Below are 14,827 nucleotides of genomic sequence, written 5' to 3' on the forward strand. Positions count from 1 at the left end.
TCCTTTAAAGGCTGAATTCTGAAAGCAGTTCATCTGCGATCTGTTTGAGAGTGTCTTCGATGGGGGCGCTGTTGAACCGCAGGTTCAAGGCCACGTGGTTGATGCCGAGCGCTGCAATTTCGCGCAGATAGCGCCGCAAAAAGGTGGTGCCTGAGGAAAAGCCCAGGTGGATCGGGCGGGGGGCGGCATCGGGGTCGGCTTGAACGTCGACGTAGAGCGATTGAAGAACCGGCTTGTTTTGCAAACCAGCCTCAGCAATCCGGGCGCGGTAGGCCGATACGATTTGGCCCTGAGACCGCGCATCGCGGGGATAGGTGATCCAGCCGTCTCCGTTCTGGGCCACCCACTCAGGTGGTTGCCGCGATCCGCCGGTGATCAGCAGGGGCAAACGGCCACCCACCGGTTTTGGCAGCATGTCGACGTTCCCGGCCAGGGTGCCCTGGGCTGTGCTGATCTGAGGATAGCTTTCGGACATCGCGCGGATGTAGGCCATGCTGTCGCGAAAGCGCGCGCCACGGCTTTCGAAATCCGCGTTCATCGCGGGATACTCTTCGGGCCGATCACCCGAGGCGACACCAAGCAACAACCGCCCGCCGGAAAGCACATCCGCTGAGGCCGCCGCCTTGGCCACATGCGCGGGGTGGCGCAAGGGCAAGATAACAGAGGCAACGCCCAACCCGATATCCTGCGTCGCGCCGGACAGCGCCCCAAGATAGACAAAGGGATCATGCATCTGGCCTGCGTCCCCAAAGGTGGGCACGTTAAAAGGCACATCCCTGAGCCAAAGAGCGGCAAAACCCAGATCATCGGCCAGCTGCGCGCGCTCCAGATGACGCTCCAGCGTTGGGACGGGCTTGTGCCCATGCCCTTCGATTGGAATGACGATCCCAAGGGTCAGCGCGCCCGGTTGAAATGCCCGCGCATAGGCCCGGTTGATGCTGGGGAATGTGGCGTCAAAGTCAGACATGCGGTTCCCTAGTAGCGCACCAAGGTGCGGCTTTCGATGCTTTTGCGGATGGTGTTGACCTCTGGGTCTTCGACCAGGTCGATGGCGCTGTGCCCGATGGAGGGCAGGCCGCGGTTATCATAGATGTTAAAGAACGCCACCTCATCCGGCGTCATCCGGGATTGGTAGACCCATTCATGATCCGCATTAGCGGCAAGCCCCATGATGTGACCACACCGATCAGGGTAGATCAGGTCAATCAGGATCCAGTCATCGGGGGCCACAGAACGCGGGCGCACAAACCCCAGGGGGCAGAGTTGATGGGGGCACCCACCGGCCTCCAAACGTTGATGAACGCATAGTGGCCCTTGGCCCAGTCCGCGGCGCGTTCCGGGCCGAGGATGTCGATCAGCCGTTTCTGCGCGCCTTCCTCACTATAGTCGCTGTGCACGTTTCTGGCGGGTTTGCGATCAGAATTGGGATCATCCTCTCTGACGGTGTGATCAAAGATGACCACCTCTTGGGCATCCAGCCTGTCTGTCAGCAACGCAGAAAGCTCCGCATCATAGAGCGGTTGCCAGCCGTCGGCGCCAAAATCATGCACGGCGCTGGGCTGGTTGGCAAAGCCTACGCTGTCTTGTTGGAAACTGACGGATGTGTCTTTTGCGCGGATGTCTTTGACAGAAATTTCCGTCGCAATCAGCTCGGGTGAGATCAGCTTGCCGATGACGCCGCCCGCGTCGATTTCAAACGCCTGCCGCTCTGGCTTGTGCACATGATAGTTCACGCTTCCAACATTGGGCATCGGGGCCTCCTTTCACTGATCGTGTTAGGATGAAAGATAGGCGCTTGGATTTCTGCATAAATGCCGAAATTCTGTAATGTTAATTCGGAAATTGCATATAATGCCCGGGCGCGCACGCTGCTGCGTTTCTGCCTTGGCGAAAGGTGTTGGGCCCACGTTGGCGCAGGCCCAGCTGGTGTTATTCGGATTTGCGCTCAGCCCAGCCGGCAAAGATGCGTTCAAGCAAAACCACGATGTAATAAAGAACGATGCCAAGAAGCGCCAAGGCGATCAGCACGGCAAACATCAGCGGATAGTCTGAATTGGTTTTGCCACTGTCAAAAAGCGCGCCCAGACCACGGCCATGCGGGCTGACGATCTCCATCAGGTTCGTGCCGATGAACGCCAGCGTCACGGCGACTTTCAATGCGCCAAAGAACTCTGGCAGGGTCTTGGGCAGCGCGATCTTCCAGAAAATCGTGGTTTGTGACGCCCCGAGTGAGCGGAGGATGTCGCGGTATTCTGGCTCCAGCGTCGACAGTCCGATGGAAACGGATACCGCAATCGGAAAGAACGAGATCAGAAAGGCGATCAGAATGGTGTTAAAGTCATGCGCCCCGACAAACATCAGCGCGACGATTGGCACCACGGTGGCCTTGGGGATGGCGTTGAACCCCACCAGAAGGGGATAGAGCGCATCCCGCATCGTGCGCGAAAAGCCCATGACCATCCCAATGGCCGTGCCAACGATCACGGCCAGCAAAAGCCCAACAATCGTGCGCCACAAGGTTTGCCAACCCATGACCAGGAACAGCTCCCAATAGCGGACATAGGCGGGCCAAAGATCACTGGGAGAGGCCATTTTGAAGTTCGGCCAGCCATTGATCCAAACCAGGGCTTCCCAGAACAGCAGAAAAATGACCATAGCGGCCAGTGGGACAAGGATTTTCTTCAGCGTGGCGTTCATGCGCTTGCCTCCGCAGGGGCCCGGCCCTGAGCAATCTCGATCTGGTGGCGCAACGTGTTCAGCCGCTCAGCGGCCTCAGGCGTATAGAGATCTTCCAGCGTGGGTTTGGTGGTGCGGGTGATGTCCATGACATATTGGGTCCGCGCAGGGCGGCCCGACAGGACAACAACCTGGTCGCCTAAAAATATCGCCTCGCGCAGATCATGGGTGATCAGAACCGCGGTGAAGGGTTCACGCTCTTTGACCTCATGCATGGTTTGCCACAGGTCTTCACGGGTAAAGGCATCCAACGCGCCAAAGGGTTCATCCAGGATCAAAACATCCGGTTGATGAACCAGCGCGCGGCACAGCGATGCACGTTGGCGCATCCCGCCCGACAGCTCTGAGGGGCGTTTGTCTTCAAACCCTTCCAGCCCAACAAGAGACAAAAGGTAACGCGCGCGTTCCTCTGCCGCCTTGCCTTTCAGCCCGTCAGGGACGATTTCCAGCGGAAGCATCACGTTTTTCAGGATCGACCGCCATTCCAGCAGAACAGGGTTCTGAAACGCCATCCCAACTGTTGAGCGTGGCCCGCGCACCTGTTCGCCGTGCAGCCAAACCTCGCCCTCATCGGGGCGCATCAAACCGGCGATCAGACGTGTCAGCGTGGATTTACCGCAGCCCGAGGGGCCAACCACCGCGCAAAAGCCGCCTTCGTTCACGGTCACTTCCAGACCGTCCAGAACCGGAAGCGGGCCAGCCGCCGTCGGGTAGGCGTGGCGCACGCCCTTAATATCAATCAATGGTGTCATGGTCTTTATGTGATCCCGTTGGGCAGGGCCAATCAAGGCCCTGCCCGTGGTCTATCATTTCAAGGCAAAGCCGCCGTCAGGCAGATAAGCATCGGTGAAATAGAGGCTGACATCAGGGTCGTTCTGGAACTCATAGGTCAGTTTGATCTGCTCAATGGCAGAGGCCATGCGCGCCGGATCAACCATGCCCATCCCATTTGCGGCCACCGCTTCTGTCATCACATTGGCGTCGATGGCCAATTGCAACCGGCGCTGTTCCAGCCCGGCATCGGCAGCAGGATTGCGTTCAATCAGGGAAGGGATTACCGCTGCAGGATCGGCAATCGCGTCTTTCCAACCCATAGCGACAGCAGTCAGGAACCCGCGGACCACATCAGGGTTTTCCGCGGCATAATCCGTGTTGACGATGATCGCGTTGCCATAAAGGTCGAGGCCGTAGTCCGCCATCAGCAGCGTTGTGATGTCCGCTTCATCCACGCCAAGGCGCACCAGGTTCAGGTATGAGCTAAAGGAAAAGCCGGTGATGGAGGCCACATTGCCCTCAGCCAGCATCGGTTCGCGGGTAGGAAAGCCCACAGGCTCCACGGTGATTTTGCTGGTGTCCAGGTTGTTTTCAGCCGCAAAGATTGGGAACTGTGCCCATGCCCCGTCTGGGGGCGGCGCGCCCAGGACTTTGCCCTCAAGATCAGCGGGCGCTTCGACGCCCAGGGATTTCCGGCCAATCACGGCGAAGGGCGGTTTGTCATAAACCATCATCGTGGCAATCACGGGTGCGCCTGGGTTTTGGTCCAGGAAACGGACCAGGCTGTTGATATCAGCAAAGCCAATGGGGAAAGCACCGGTTGCCACCTTTGGGATCGCGTCCAGCGATCCTGAGCCTGCGGTAATTTCGACGCTCAGTCCATTATCCGCGAAATGGCCGTTATCGATGGCGGCAAAGTAGGGTGCGGCGGGCCCTTCAAATTTCCAGTCCAATGCAAAAGGGACTTCTGTTGCATGCCCATCGGCCAAGGCCGCAGAGGTGGTAACGGCCAAGGCGGCCGCAAATCGCGCATAGAATTTCATGAGAATCTCCGAACTGTTGTGCTGCAATAGTAGGAGATTTAGAGCGCTTTGCACAAATATCTGGCGCGCTGGACTACGGAGTTTGGATTCTGGTCAGTCACTGGGCAGAATTGGCCACAGGTGATGGCGCTTTGATCACCCTAAAGACGATCTGCAACCGTCACCAAGATGCGCTCACCGGGGCCACAGGGAGAGATGTGGCCCCGGGGCTTGATCACTCTGCTGCGTGTTGCACCAGAGCGATTTTCGGAGAGGTGGTTTCCTTGATCTCTGTGGCTGGTTTGGTGCGCTTTGAGATCAGAACAAACATCGGTGGCGTGAAGTAAAAGCTGACAACCGTGGACAGCAAAACCCCACCCGCGATGGAGACCGCAAAGGGCGGCCAGAACGCGCCGCCATCCAGGATAAGGGGCAGAAACCCGCCAAATGTTGTGATCGTGGTTGAAACGATGTGGCGGCTTGATCCGACAACGACACGGGTCATGGCAGACCGGTCCCCTGCTGCAGCGTCCGGGTCTTGCTGCAAGGCGGTCAGGATGATGATGGCCGCATTGATCGATACACCGATAGATCCGATCACACCGATGATGGCCACAACGCCAAAGGGGTACTGCATGATCGCAAGCGACAACAGCGACAGCCCCGCAGACAGAACGCAGACCACAAGCGCCACAGCAGTCAGCCTGAAGGAATTAAAGGTCAAGGCAATCGTGGCGATGGTCAGCGTGACGATCAGGCCAATGGAGGCCAACAGGTTGCCCACCGTATTGGCGCGCGCATCGCTGTCCCCACCCAGGCTTAGGGCATAGCCGTTAGGCAGTTCAAACCCACGCTCATCAATGGCCACAAGCACCTGCTGTAACGCCTCTTCGGGCAGCACGTTTGGCACCAAAAAGGCTTGGATCACGTTTTCACGCATGCCGTTCACGCGGGTGATGACGCTTTCTGCAGGCTCTACAATGGGCGTCGCAATCTCAGACAGAGGAAGGGCGGGGAACGCGCCAGAGGCCGAGACCGCCGCCGCGTTCGGCAGCATGATCGGCATGTCAGCGATGGCCTGCAAATTCGTGCGCAGCGCGTCCCCCAACCGGACCCGAACCGGCATTTGTTCGGTCCCCTCAACCAGAGATCCGCCCGTGACACCGACCAGGGCCGCATCCAACTGGGCGGCCACGTCGGCCACATCAAATCCCAACAGGCGCGCTTTGACCTCATCGATCTCAAAACGGACCTGCGGTGCGCCTCCGTTTACGCCAGCGCGGGCCTGGGTCACCAGTTCCAGATCAGCCATGATCGCGCGCAGCTCATCCCCAAGCGCGCGCAGGGTGGCCATATCCTGCCCCTGGATTTTGACTTCGACCGGCGCGTCAATGGGCGGGCCTTGAACCAGACCGCGCACGATGACCTGTGCTTGCGGAAAATCGCGGTCAAATTGATCTTGCAGATCGGCGACCATACGCGCGGCATCGGCATCGGTTTTGGTGGTCACCATGGCCTGCGCAAACCCCGGTTCCTGGCTGCGCCCACCAACGATGTTGTAATAGAACGCAGGGCCAGAGGCACCGATGGACCAATAGACGTTGTCCAGACCCGCATCCATTCGGATGACCGCATCCATTTCGCGCGCCACGCGCGCCGTATCTGTGATGGCGGTGCCCGAGGGCATGGAAACCTCCAGATAGAACTGATTGCGCTCTACCCCCGGAAAGAACTGCGCGGTCAGCGTTGGGAAAGCGGCAAATCCCAAAACGGGCAGCACCAACGCAAGTGAGATGGCGCGGATGGGATTGTGGATGGCAAGGCGGATGGAGCTTTCAAAAAGCCGCCCCAACCACCCGATTGTGATCCCATTGGCAAAACCACCACGGCTGTCGGAGGAGGGCAGGATCCAACCGGCAATGGCCGGCGTGACGGTCAGCGCGATCAGCAGCGACCAGAACAGCATCAGCACCACGGCAATCGCGATGGAACCCACGAAATCACCCGCAGGGCCGGGCAGCAAGATCATCGGGGTAAAGGCAAGAGCCGTTGTCACGGTTGAGGCCAGCAAGGGGGCGGCCAGCCGTTTGACAGCATCGCCTACAGCCAATTCTCTTGGCATGCCCGCCTTGAGGCGCTTGCGCACCTCATCGGCCATGACGATGGCGGCGTCCACCAATAGGCCCAAGGCCACAATCAACCCGGTCACGGACATCTGGTGAATTGGAAGCCCGATCATGTTCATGCTGGCCAATGTGGCAAGCGACACGACCGGCAGCACGGCCGCCACGATCAAGGCCGCGCGCACACCAAGTGTCAAAAAGAGCACCGCAACCACCAAGGAAACGCCGATCACCATGTTGGTGATGACGTAACTCAGCCGGTCAAGCGTGTAGGTGCTTTGATCAAACAGAAGCGTTTCTTCGATGCCCATCGGGATCATGTCCTGGCCTGCTGCCAGCTCATCCCGGACAAAGCCCATCCAGCGGTCAATCTGCTGACCTTCCTGCGCCAAGGTGCCAATTAGGATCGCAGGTTTGCCGTTTGCCATCGCAATTTCTTCGGCAGGGGTTTGCGGCGTGCGCGTGATCTGCGCCAGATCGCCCAAGGTGACGGTGGCACCCGCCGCGTTTTCGCGCAGCACAACGTTTCTGAGACGTTCAAGTGTCTCAATCTCACCGCTGACACCGATTGTCAGGTCCACGTCGCCCTGCAACCTGCCCGCTTGGATTTTGCCGTCGGCCGCAGCAATCCGGGCCGAGATTTCCTGCGCTGTCAGGCCCAAACCAGCCACCTTATCGGGATCAACGCGAATGAGGATTTCCTCATCTGGCAGGCCGAAATAATCAACGGCCCGTGTGCCGGGGATGGCCCGCAACCTGTCGCCCAAGGCTTCGGCGTGACGGGCTAAAAGCGCCAGTGGCGCGGTGTCTTGGCTGGACGTCACGGCAATCACACCGGAATAGGCTGAGATGCCTTCGGCATTAAAATCAGGGGCCAATGTGCCTGCTGGAAAGTTGCGCCGCGCATCCGCTACCGCATCGCGCGCTTCGGACCAAACCTGCTCAATTCTGTCGTCCGCCAGCGTTTCAATCAGCTCAATCGATACGACCGACACGCCGGTTCGTGAAACGGAGGACACCTCATCAATTTCAGGGATCTTGCGCAGTTCTTCTTCAATTTCGGCTGTAACCAGCGCTTCGACGCGCTGCGGGTCCGCGCCGGGAAACTGCGTTGTGACGGTGGCGAAGATGTTCGTGATTGTGGGGTCTTCTTGCCGACCCAAAGACAGGAAAGAGGAAAGCCCAGCAGAGACAAGAACCAGGATGATCAGCGCAACAAGGCGGGGCTGGCGGAAGGTGAGTGTTTCCATGGGCTTGGTCCTTTGTGGCGGTGCAGGCGGGGAGGCTTAGGAGGCCGGTTGCGGTTGCGGATCAACCGTCTGGCCAAGGGTCACCCGTTGCGGTCCTGCACCAATCAGCTGCGTCCCTTCGGGAAAGATGCCGCGCACAAACACCTTGTCCGCGTGGGTGTGCAACACCTGAACGGTCACAGGGCGCACAACGTTATCTTGGTCTACGCCCAGCAGCATCCATTGTCCCCGCAGCCCTTCTTTCAAAGTGGTCAGGGGTACCCAAAGACCGCTGGCTGCAACTTCATCTTTCAACACCAGCCGTGCTGTTTGGCCAAATGCCAGGGGATCGTCCGTTGCCAGTTCGAACACCGCCGTGCGGGTCCGCGTTACGGGATCAATATCCGGCCGCAGCGACGTGAGTGTGGCGTCATAATCGGTGTCACCGATGCGAATTTTGACAGCCTCCAGATCGCGCGCCGTGACCTCCGTTGGCACACCGACGCGCACCTGTGGTGCGGTTTGCTGCACAATTTCAATAAGAGGCTGGCCCGGTGTCAGGCTTTCACCGCCATCCACGCGCCGCTCGGTCACGGTCCCTGTGAAAGGGGCAAGGACAGTGGATTTTTCAAACCGGATTTCATTTGTCACAAGCGACGCGTCGACCTCAGCAATACGCGATGTGAGCTCATCCGCGCGTGACAGCGCCTCATCCAGCCCTGCTTGGCTGGCAAAGCCGCGGTCTGACAGCTTTGATTGGCGCTCTACCGTTTGCAGGGCAAATCGCTTCTGCGCCTCAAGAGCTGATTTTGACGCCAGCAGCCGTTCTTTTTCTGCGGCCAGCAGGCGTGTGTCCAACGTGGCCAGCACCTGCCCGGCGGTCACCTGATCGCCTTCATCCACCAGAATGCCGCTCAGCTGGCCGCTGAGTTCGAATGAAATTGAAACGGTTTTTTGTGGCTCAACCTGACCGACGAACGTGCGCGTGATCTCATAGCTGTCTTGCAGCACAACCGGTTGGGTCGCCACGGGCATCACGGGGGCAGGATCTGGCGCAGGTGCGCTTTCGGCCTGGCGGGCCAGTTCGTTGCTGCCCATTTGAACGGCGACGACCGCAATGGCTGCAATTCCCAGTGTGACGCCTGTTCGAACCACCGCGCGTGCAGCCCGGCGGAACAGTCCGACTTTTTGCATTTCCTGGTTGTTTTCAGTCGCGGTCATTGGTTTGCCCTCGTGAAGTTAGCGTGTCTAACATATATGTAAGCCGTTCTTACTTTGACAAGGGGTACGCACCATGCAAAAGGATGGATCATGAAAACCATCGAAAAAGACAAAAAAGATGAGCTGAAGAAATCAGCCTATCACCATGGTGATTTGCGCGCCGGACTTATTGAGGCGACGCGCCGCTTGGTTGAGGAAAAAGGGCCTGACGGTTTTTCCGTTTCAGAGGCCTGCCGCCTGGCGGGCGTATCGACGGCGGCACCCTATAAGCACTTCAAAGACAAGGAAGAAATGGTTGGCGCGATGGTCCTGGAAGGTATGGGCCGACACCGGGACAAGATGCTTGAGGCGCTTGAAGGCATTCCCGAAGGCACGCCTGAGCGGATCACCCAGTTGGGCCGGGAATACGTGACCTTTGCCTTGGAAGAACCAGCACTCTTCCGATTGAAATTTGGCGGCTTTACCGACCGCATTGATAATCCTGAACTGCAACAAGCGGGCGATGATACCTTTGGTATTGTGCTGCGCGAAGTCGCCTCCTGCCTGGGCGAGGCGGACATCACCGATGAGGTGCGGCGCAGGGGCTTTATGCTGTGGAGCTTTGTGCACGGGCTGAGCTTTTTGCTGGCCGATGAAAAGCTCAAAGAGATGGGCGGAGACATCGCGCTTGATCATCTTTTGCGCGATGTGTCCAAGCGGATGCTTGCACCCGCGTCATAGTATTTCCCTAGCAAGCTGCTGTGCGCAGAAGGTCAGACGTCCTTCAGCTTGATCGCAATGTTCTTGGTCTGCACGTAATTCCACAGCGCTTCGCGGCCCTTTTCACGGCCATAGCCGGATTTGCCGTAGCCGCCAAAGGGGGTCTCCACCCCGCCTGCATACCATTCGTTGACAAAAACCTGTCCCGCCCGCATCTGGCGCGCGGCAGATGTGGCGCGGTCCAGATCACGGGTAAAGACGCCGCCAACCAAGCCATAAGGCGTGCCATTGGCGATTTCGATGGCCTGGGCATCGGTGCTGAACTTCAACACCGACAGGACCGGGCCAAACACCTCTTCGTTGGCGATGGTCATTTCTGGCGTTACATCCGTCAGGATCGTGGGTTCGAGGAAAGCACCGGGGATGTTCATCTTGCGCCCGCCGGTTACGGCGGTTGCCCCTGCGGTGACCGCATCGGTGATCATGCCAGCCGCGCGGTCGCGCTGCGCGTCTGACACCATCGCGCCCATCGTGGGGCCGAAGGCCGCTTGATCAATCCCCGGACCGACCTTGAGAGATTGGGCCACACCGACCATGCGCTCCACCAGCGCATCATGCACGCTGTCATGCACGATGACCCGGGACATGGCTGAACAAACCTGGCCTGCGTTAAAATAGATCCCCCAGCGGCCGTCGTTTTCGAACGCATCCAAATCCGCATCGTCATGCACGATGGCGGCGGATTTTCCGCCCAGCTCCAGCACGCAAGGCACCACATTGGCCGCTGCTGCTGTGGCGATGGCAACGCCCGTGGCGACGGAGCCGGTAAAGACGATCTGGTTCACATCTGGATGACGCGACAGGGCAGCCCCTGCGTCATGTCCATAACCGCACAGGATGTTGACCGCGCCTTTCGGCAGCCCAACCGCCTCGGCCGCATGGGCGAACCAGGCGTTGCTAAGCGGTGTCAGCTCTGGCGTCTTGATCACACAGGCGTTGCCCGTGGCCAGCGCCGCCGAGAGGGAGCGCGCGGTCATCTCAACCGGGTAGTTCCACGGGATGATCTGGGCTGACACGCCAAACGGCTCATAGGTTGTGAAATCGAAATAGCCCTTGCCCAGCGGGATCGATCGCCCCTCAACCGTTTCGGCCTGATTGCCGTAGTATTCGAAATAGCGTGCGGCACCCTCAACCTCGATCCGGGCTTCCCACAGTGGTTTGCCCTGTTCAAGGGTCAAGACACTGGGCAATATCGTCGATATGCTCGAGCAGGTAGCGCCCCATGGCCTGTACCACGCGTCCGCGCTCCACCGGGCGCAGATCCGACAGCGCGCCGGACAGATGCACGCGCTTTGCCGCCATGACCGATTGGTCCACATCGCCCGCATCTGCCAGCGCATGTTCAGCCAGTTTTTCACCCGTACCTGGGTTGAGTACGTCGATCCGCCCTGCGCCGCCATCGACCCATGCACCGTCAATGTAGTTTTGCCAATATGTCTTCATTCAGGGGTGATCCGATGCTGATAGAGGTGGTCGTAGTGGGGTTTCATCCGCCGATGAACACGGCGTACCCGCTCTGGTGCATCCGCGACCTCGACGTAGCGGCGCACTTGTGGCTTGAGGCCTGTGGACTGTGCAAGGTTGGCATGAAAGGACCCGCCATCCCACCAACTGTGCGCGGACGGGTCGCCCCCGGTGCCCATGACATCGCCTCGGGCAGGAAAGGAATGCCAACAGCGTCGCAGAAGGCCGCGACCATGCGGTCGGGGTCTTCCAGAAGATCATCGCTGTCGATGACGGGCGGCGGCGCGCCGTTTATCGCGGTGAGCAAGTCAAATAAGGCGCGTTGCTCGGGAAAGCCAACTTCAAGCTCATCGAAATCAGGCCATTTGTCATACATGCTGGAAATGGTTTTGGCCGGATCACGGATCAAGAAAGCATGGGTGAAGTGGCTGAGAAAATCAGGTGTCCACATGTGATTGATATAATGTGGGAAATCCTTGAGGAAGACCGGCCCATGCTCAGCACGGGATTTGATATCGTCCCAGACGCTTTCAATCGTTAACCCCGGTGTTGTCTTTTCACCGTCTTTGAACCGTGGCCAAAGCGGGTCTTCGCCCTGATACCAGGCCTCACCAAAGGGTTCGTGCAGGCAGTCGAGGTCCCCCGCTGGCGCATCATCCATTCAAAAGCGGTCGAGGTGGAACGGGGGATCGCCCAAAGGGCAATGATCTTATGCATGAAGGCTCTCCAACAGCGCACTTTGCGACGTGACCGGGGCTATCCCAAGGTCTTTCATGATCCGCCAATAAAGGGCGGTGTCATGGCCGATGACCGGCTTGCCAAGCCTGGCCTCGGCGTTGCGCGCGAGGTGCAGGGGGCGCCGCGGCAAACCGTTGGGGCCCGCGCGAAAATTACACATCCCGTTAATCAGGTAGGCATCTGCGGTTGGGGCTTGCTCAGCAACGTAGTCGAAGCTTTTGTCGAACAGATCCCCGTCAAAAATCCAGCGTTTGGCGTTCACGGCCTCTTGGTCAGCAAACCAGCCTTGATCGACGAAATTGCCCGCCCATAGCACATCAAAACCAGCCTCGCGCAGGAAACCCGCGGTGCCTTGCCACCAGTCGGGCCAATGATAGGCCGCGTTCAACGCGACCCTTTCAACGTTCATGGCCCGCAGGGCTTCGACCATTGCGTAGCCCGCCATATGGAAGCGTGTTTGGTATTTGTCAGAAAGATCGGCGCAGTGTTGGCGTATGCCCTCAACACCAAGCCCACTAGCATGCACCCAGTTCGACCCGACCTGCCCGCAGACATCCACACCATTGCGCGCCATACAATGCACGAAGTCTTCCATCATTCCAAAGTTGGCTTTGCGTTGATCCAACCCATGGGCGTAGTCCGGCACATGCAGCATCCAGCCATGCACACCAACGGTTTCAGGCGACATGCGCAGAAAATCCGAGGGGGCCGCGTCGTAATCAAAGGGCGGACAGGTAAAGCCAACCTGATGCGGGAACAGCTTCTGCGCGTCCGTCCACTTTTCCGGCATTGCAAGATCAGCCATCAATCGCTTCCCGCATCCAGCGTTGCAGATGCATGACAGGATGCTCTGAGTTCACGCCACCTTTGGGGTCCACCACCAGTGGGCCAGGGCGGTACCCGCGAGAGCCCAGCCCGCGCTGCACGGATTCCACCAGGTGGATGTCTTCTTCAACCGTGGTGGCGCGGTCCTGTTTGGCCAGTTGCCGCACCTTGAGGTCATCCACCCCGTCCACCGAATACCAGCCGCGCCAGACCACCACACGACCCGGATCAATCGCGCGCCAATGATAGGTGTTCAGCACGTTGCCGGGATAGACCTGAAACGAAAACATCGGCCAGAGAAACCAGCTGGAGTATTCGTCAAAATGCTCAAAACCAGAATGTATGTCATAGGTCATCTGATCCAGCGCCTGACATTCTGTTGTGTGGCGCAGGCATTTGCCTTGGGGCTGGATGTCGTAGGTCTCGGGCTTTACCACGCCATTGGCAAAGGTCGGGTGGTTGAGCGAACAGTGATAACACTCTGAATAGTTCTCAACCGAGACCTTCCAGTTGCAATTCTCTGGGATATCGACCCATTCGAGGGGTTTCAGATCGGCCCAGTTGGGCACCCATTCGCTCAACTCTGCCCGCGCGCCAGGGAACCAATCGTCCATGGGGGCGGCATCCGGGTCGAGGTTCACAAATAGAAAGCCCAGAAACTCTTCTGCGCGGACTTCGGTCAAACAGACGCTGGATTTATCAAAACCCTCAACCGCTTTGATGTTAGGGCCTGCGCGCAGCTCTCCGGTTAGCTCATAGGTCCAAGCGTGATAGGGGCAGACGACCACGCGGGTGGTGCCGGTGCCCTCGACCAGTTGATGCGCGCGGTGCTGACAGACGTTGTAGAAGACGCGGATCTGGCCGTCGCGCCCCCGGATCGCAAAGAGGCTTTCGCCAGCAATCTCAAAGGTGGCATAGGCCCCGGTTTCCGCCAGGTCTGCGGTGTGGCATCCGAATTGCCAAGTGTTGGCCAGCACCCCTTCCTTTTCGAGGGCAAAGACCTGCGGGTCAGTGTAGTATTTCGCGTCAAGCGACAGGATCGGTTTCGTCATTACTCCTCCGCGTGATAGAGGCCCAGCTGGTGCCGGCGTTGGTGAAAGGTTTCAACCCGCTCCACGATTTCGTCGCTGGCCACGGCGATTACAAAAGACAGCAGCGTCTCCAACAGTGCGATGATGCTGACCGAGGATGGGAAGAACTGTGGCGTGTCCACAGACACAACAAAGCCGTGGTCCGCATCGCGCAGGATCGGGCTCGCGGGGCTGTCAGACAGACAAATCACGGTCATCCCCTGCGCGCGCGCGATGCGCACGGCCTCCACCACTTCGGTGCGGTAGGGTTTGCAGGTGATGGCAATCAGCACATCGCGTTTGTCTGCCCAGGCCAGATCATCCACAGGGGTGGAGCCGGACCGGGGGATCGCATGAAATTGCACCATCCCGGTTGACGCCAGATAGGTAAAGTTGCGGGCGTTGGAGTTGTTGATGCCCACGCCCAGCACAAAGACATTGCGCGACTGCCAGATGTCATTTGCCGCCGCTTTCAGCTGATCGGCTGAGATGCCGGCAAAGGTTTCCTCAACATTGCGCAGCATCTCTTGTACCATATCGGCATAAAGCCCGCCCAAATCGTCGGATTTGCGGATGTCCTGCAGCCAGCGGGCGCGGTCGGGAAAGTCCGCAGCGCCACGGCGGATCGCATCGCGAAACGGCACACGAAAATCGTCATAGCCTTCAAACCCAACCTGGCGGGCCATGCGCACCACGGTGTTGGGCTTCACATTGGCCGCCTCCGCAATCTCGCGCACGGTTGAAACCCCGACATCGCGCGGGTTTTCCAACACATAGGTGGCGGCTTTGCGCGCCTCTGGCGTCAACTCTGGCAGCTCCTCGGCCAGGCGGCTCAGAATCGTATTTGATACATTTGTCCCATTCAT

General features: G+C 58.8%; 13 protein-coding genes and 1 pseudogene. 1 reads left to right on the forward strand and 13 read right to left on the reverse strand.

Features of this window, described 5'->3' with window-relative positions; translation table 11 throughout:
* Positions 1-4: 4 nt before the first annotated feature.
* The 7 genes and pseudogenes from ACZ1HM_RS03850 to ACZ1HM_RS03880 form a co-directional block, all read right to left on the reverse strand.
* Complete coding sequence (locus tag ACZ1HM_RS03850; protein ID WP_472741310.1) at positions 5-967, reverse strand: LLM class oxidoreductase; 963 nt, start codon at positions 965-967, stop codon at positions 5-7.
* Between the two features lie 8 nt (positions 968-975).
* Positions 976-1,751, reverse strand: a pseudogene (locus tag ACZ1HM_RS03855) (CmcJ/NvfI family oxidoreductase).
* A gap of 178 nt (positions 1,752-1,929) precedes the next feature.
* Complete coding sequence (locus tag ACZ1HM_RS03860; protein WP_472741312.1) at positions 1,930-2,697, reverse strand: ABC transporter permease; 768 nt, start codon at positions 2,695-2,697, stop codon at positions 1,930-1,932.
* Complete coding sequence (locus tag ACZ1HM_RS03865) at positions 2,694-3,488, reverse strand: ABC transporter ATP-binding protein (protein WP_472741314.1); 795 nt, start codon at positions 3,486-3,488, stop codon at positions 2,694-2,696. The genes ACZ1HM_RS03860 and ACZ1HM_RS03865 overlap by 4 nt, the downstream gene beginning before the upstream one ends.
* A gap of 54 nt (positions 3,489-3,542) precedes the next feature.
* Entirely contained in the window at positions 3,543-4,553 is a 1,011-nt protein-coding gene (locus ACZ1HM_RS03870; protein WP_472741316.1) for an ABC transporter substrate-binding protein, read from the reverse strand.
* A gap of 214 nt (positions 4,554-4,767) precedes the next feature.
* Positions 4,768-7,905, reverse strand: coding sequence for an efflux RND transporter permease subunit (locus ACZ1HM_RS03875; RefSeq protein WP_472741318.1), 3,138 nt, complete (start codon positions 7,903-7,905; stop codon positions 4,768-4,770).
* 36 nt (positions 7,906-7,941) lie between these two features.
* Positions 7,942-9,105, reverse strand: a complete 1,164-nt coding sequence (locus ACZ1HM_RS03880; RefSeq protein ID WP_472741320.1) for an efflux RND transporter periplasmic adaptor subunit — start codon at positions 9,103-9,105, stop codon at positions 7,942-7,944.
* Between the two features lie 90 nt (positions 9,106-9,195).
* Between ACZ1HM_RS03880 and ACZ1HM_RS03885 the strand changes: the two genes are divergently transcribed.
* Positions 9,196-9,825 (forward strand): TetR/AcrR family transcriptional regulator, encoded by a 630-nt coding sequence (locus tag ACZ1HM_RS03885; RefSeq protein WP_472741322.1) that lies wholly within the window; start codon positions 9,196-9,198, stop codon positions 9,823-9,825.
* Between the two features lie 32 nt (positions 9,826-9,857).
* Here ACZ1HM_RS03885 and ACZ1HM_RS03890 read toward each other — a convergent pair whose 3' ends face one another.
* The 6 genes from ACZ1HM_RS03890 to ACZ1HM_RS03915 are packed head-to-tail and all read right to left on the reverse strand — an operon-like array spanning position 9,858 to position 14,827.
* On the reverse strand, positions 9,858-11,042 hold the full coding sequence (locus ACZ1HM_RS03890) for an aldehyde dehydrogenase family protein (protein WP_472741324.1): 1,185 nt from the start codon (positions 11,040-11,042) through the stop codon (positions 9,858-9,860).
* Positions 11,032-11,307 (reverse strand): aldehyde dehydrogenase family protein, encoded by a 276-nt coding sequence (locus ACZ1HM_RS03895; RefSeq protein WP_472741326.1) that lies wholly within the window; start codon positions 11,305-11,307, stop codon positions 11,032-11,034. The genes ACZ1HM_RS03890 and ACZ1HM_RS03895 overlap by 11 nt, the downstream gene beginning before the upstream one ends.
* A gap of 43 nt (positions 11,308-11,350) precedes the next feature.
* Positions 11,351-11,989, reverse strand: a complete 639-nt coding sequence (locus tag ACZ1HM_RS03900; protein ID WP_472741328.1) for a sulfotransferase-like domain-containing protein — start codon at positions 11,987-11,989, stop codon at positions 11,351-11,353.
* A gap of 48 nt (positions 11,990-12,037) precedes the next feature.
* Positions 12,038-12,871 (reverse strand): hypothetical protein, encoded by an 834-nt coding sequence (locus tag ACZ1HM_RS03905; protein WP_472741330.1) that lies wholly within the window; start codon positions 12,869-12,871, stop codon positions 12,038-12,040.
* On the reverse strand, positions 12,864-13,943 hold the full coding sequence (locus ACZ1HM_RS03910; RefSeq protein ID WP_472741332.1) for an aromatic ring-hydroxylating oxygenase subunit alpha: 1,080 nt from the start codon (positions 13,941-13,943) through the stop codon (positions 12,864-12,866). The genes ACZ1HM_RS03905 and ACZ1HM_RS03910 overlap by 8 nt, the downstream gene beginning before the upstream one ends.
* On the reverse strand, positions 13,943-14,827 hold the full coding sequence (locus ACZ1HM_RS03915; RefSeq protein ID WP_472741334.1) for a MurR/RpiR family transcriptional regulator: 885 nt from the start codon (positions 14,825-14,827) through the stop codon (positions 13,943-13,945). The genes ACZ1HM_RS03910 and ACZ1HM_RS03915 overlap by 1 nt, the downstream gene beginning before the upstream one ends.

The organism is Sulfitobacter sp. GN1-4 (assembly GCF_055693825.1).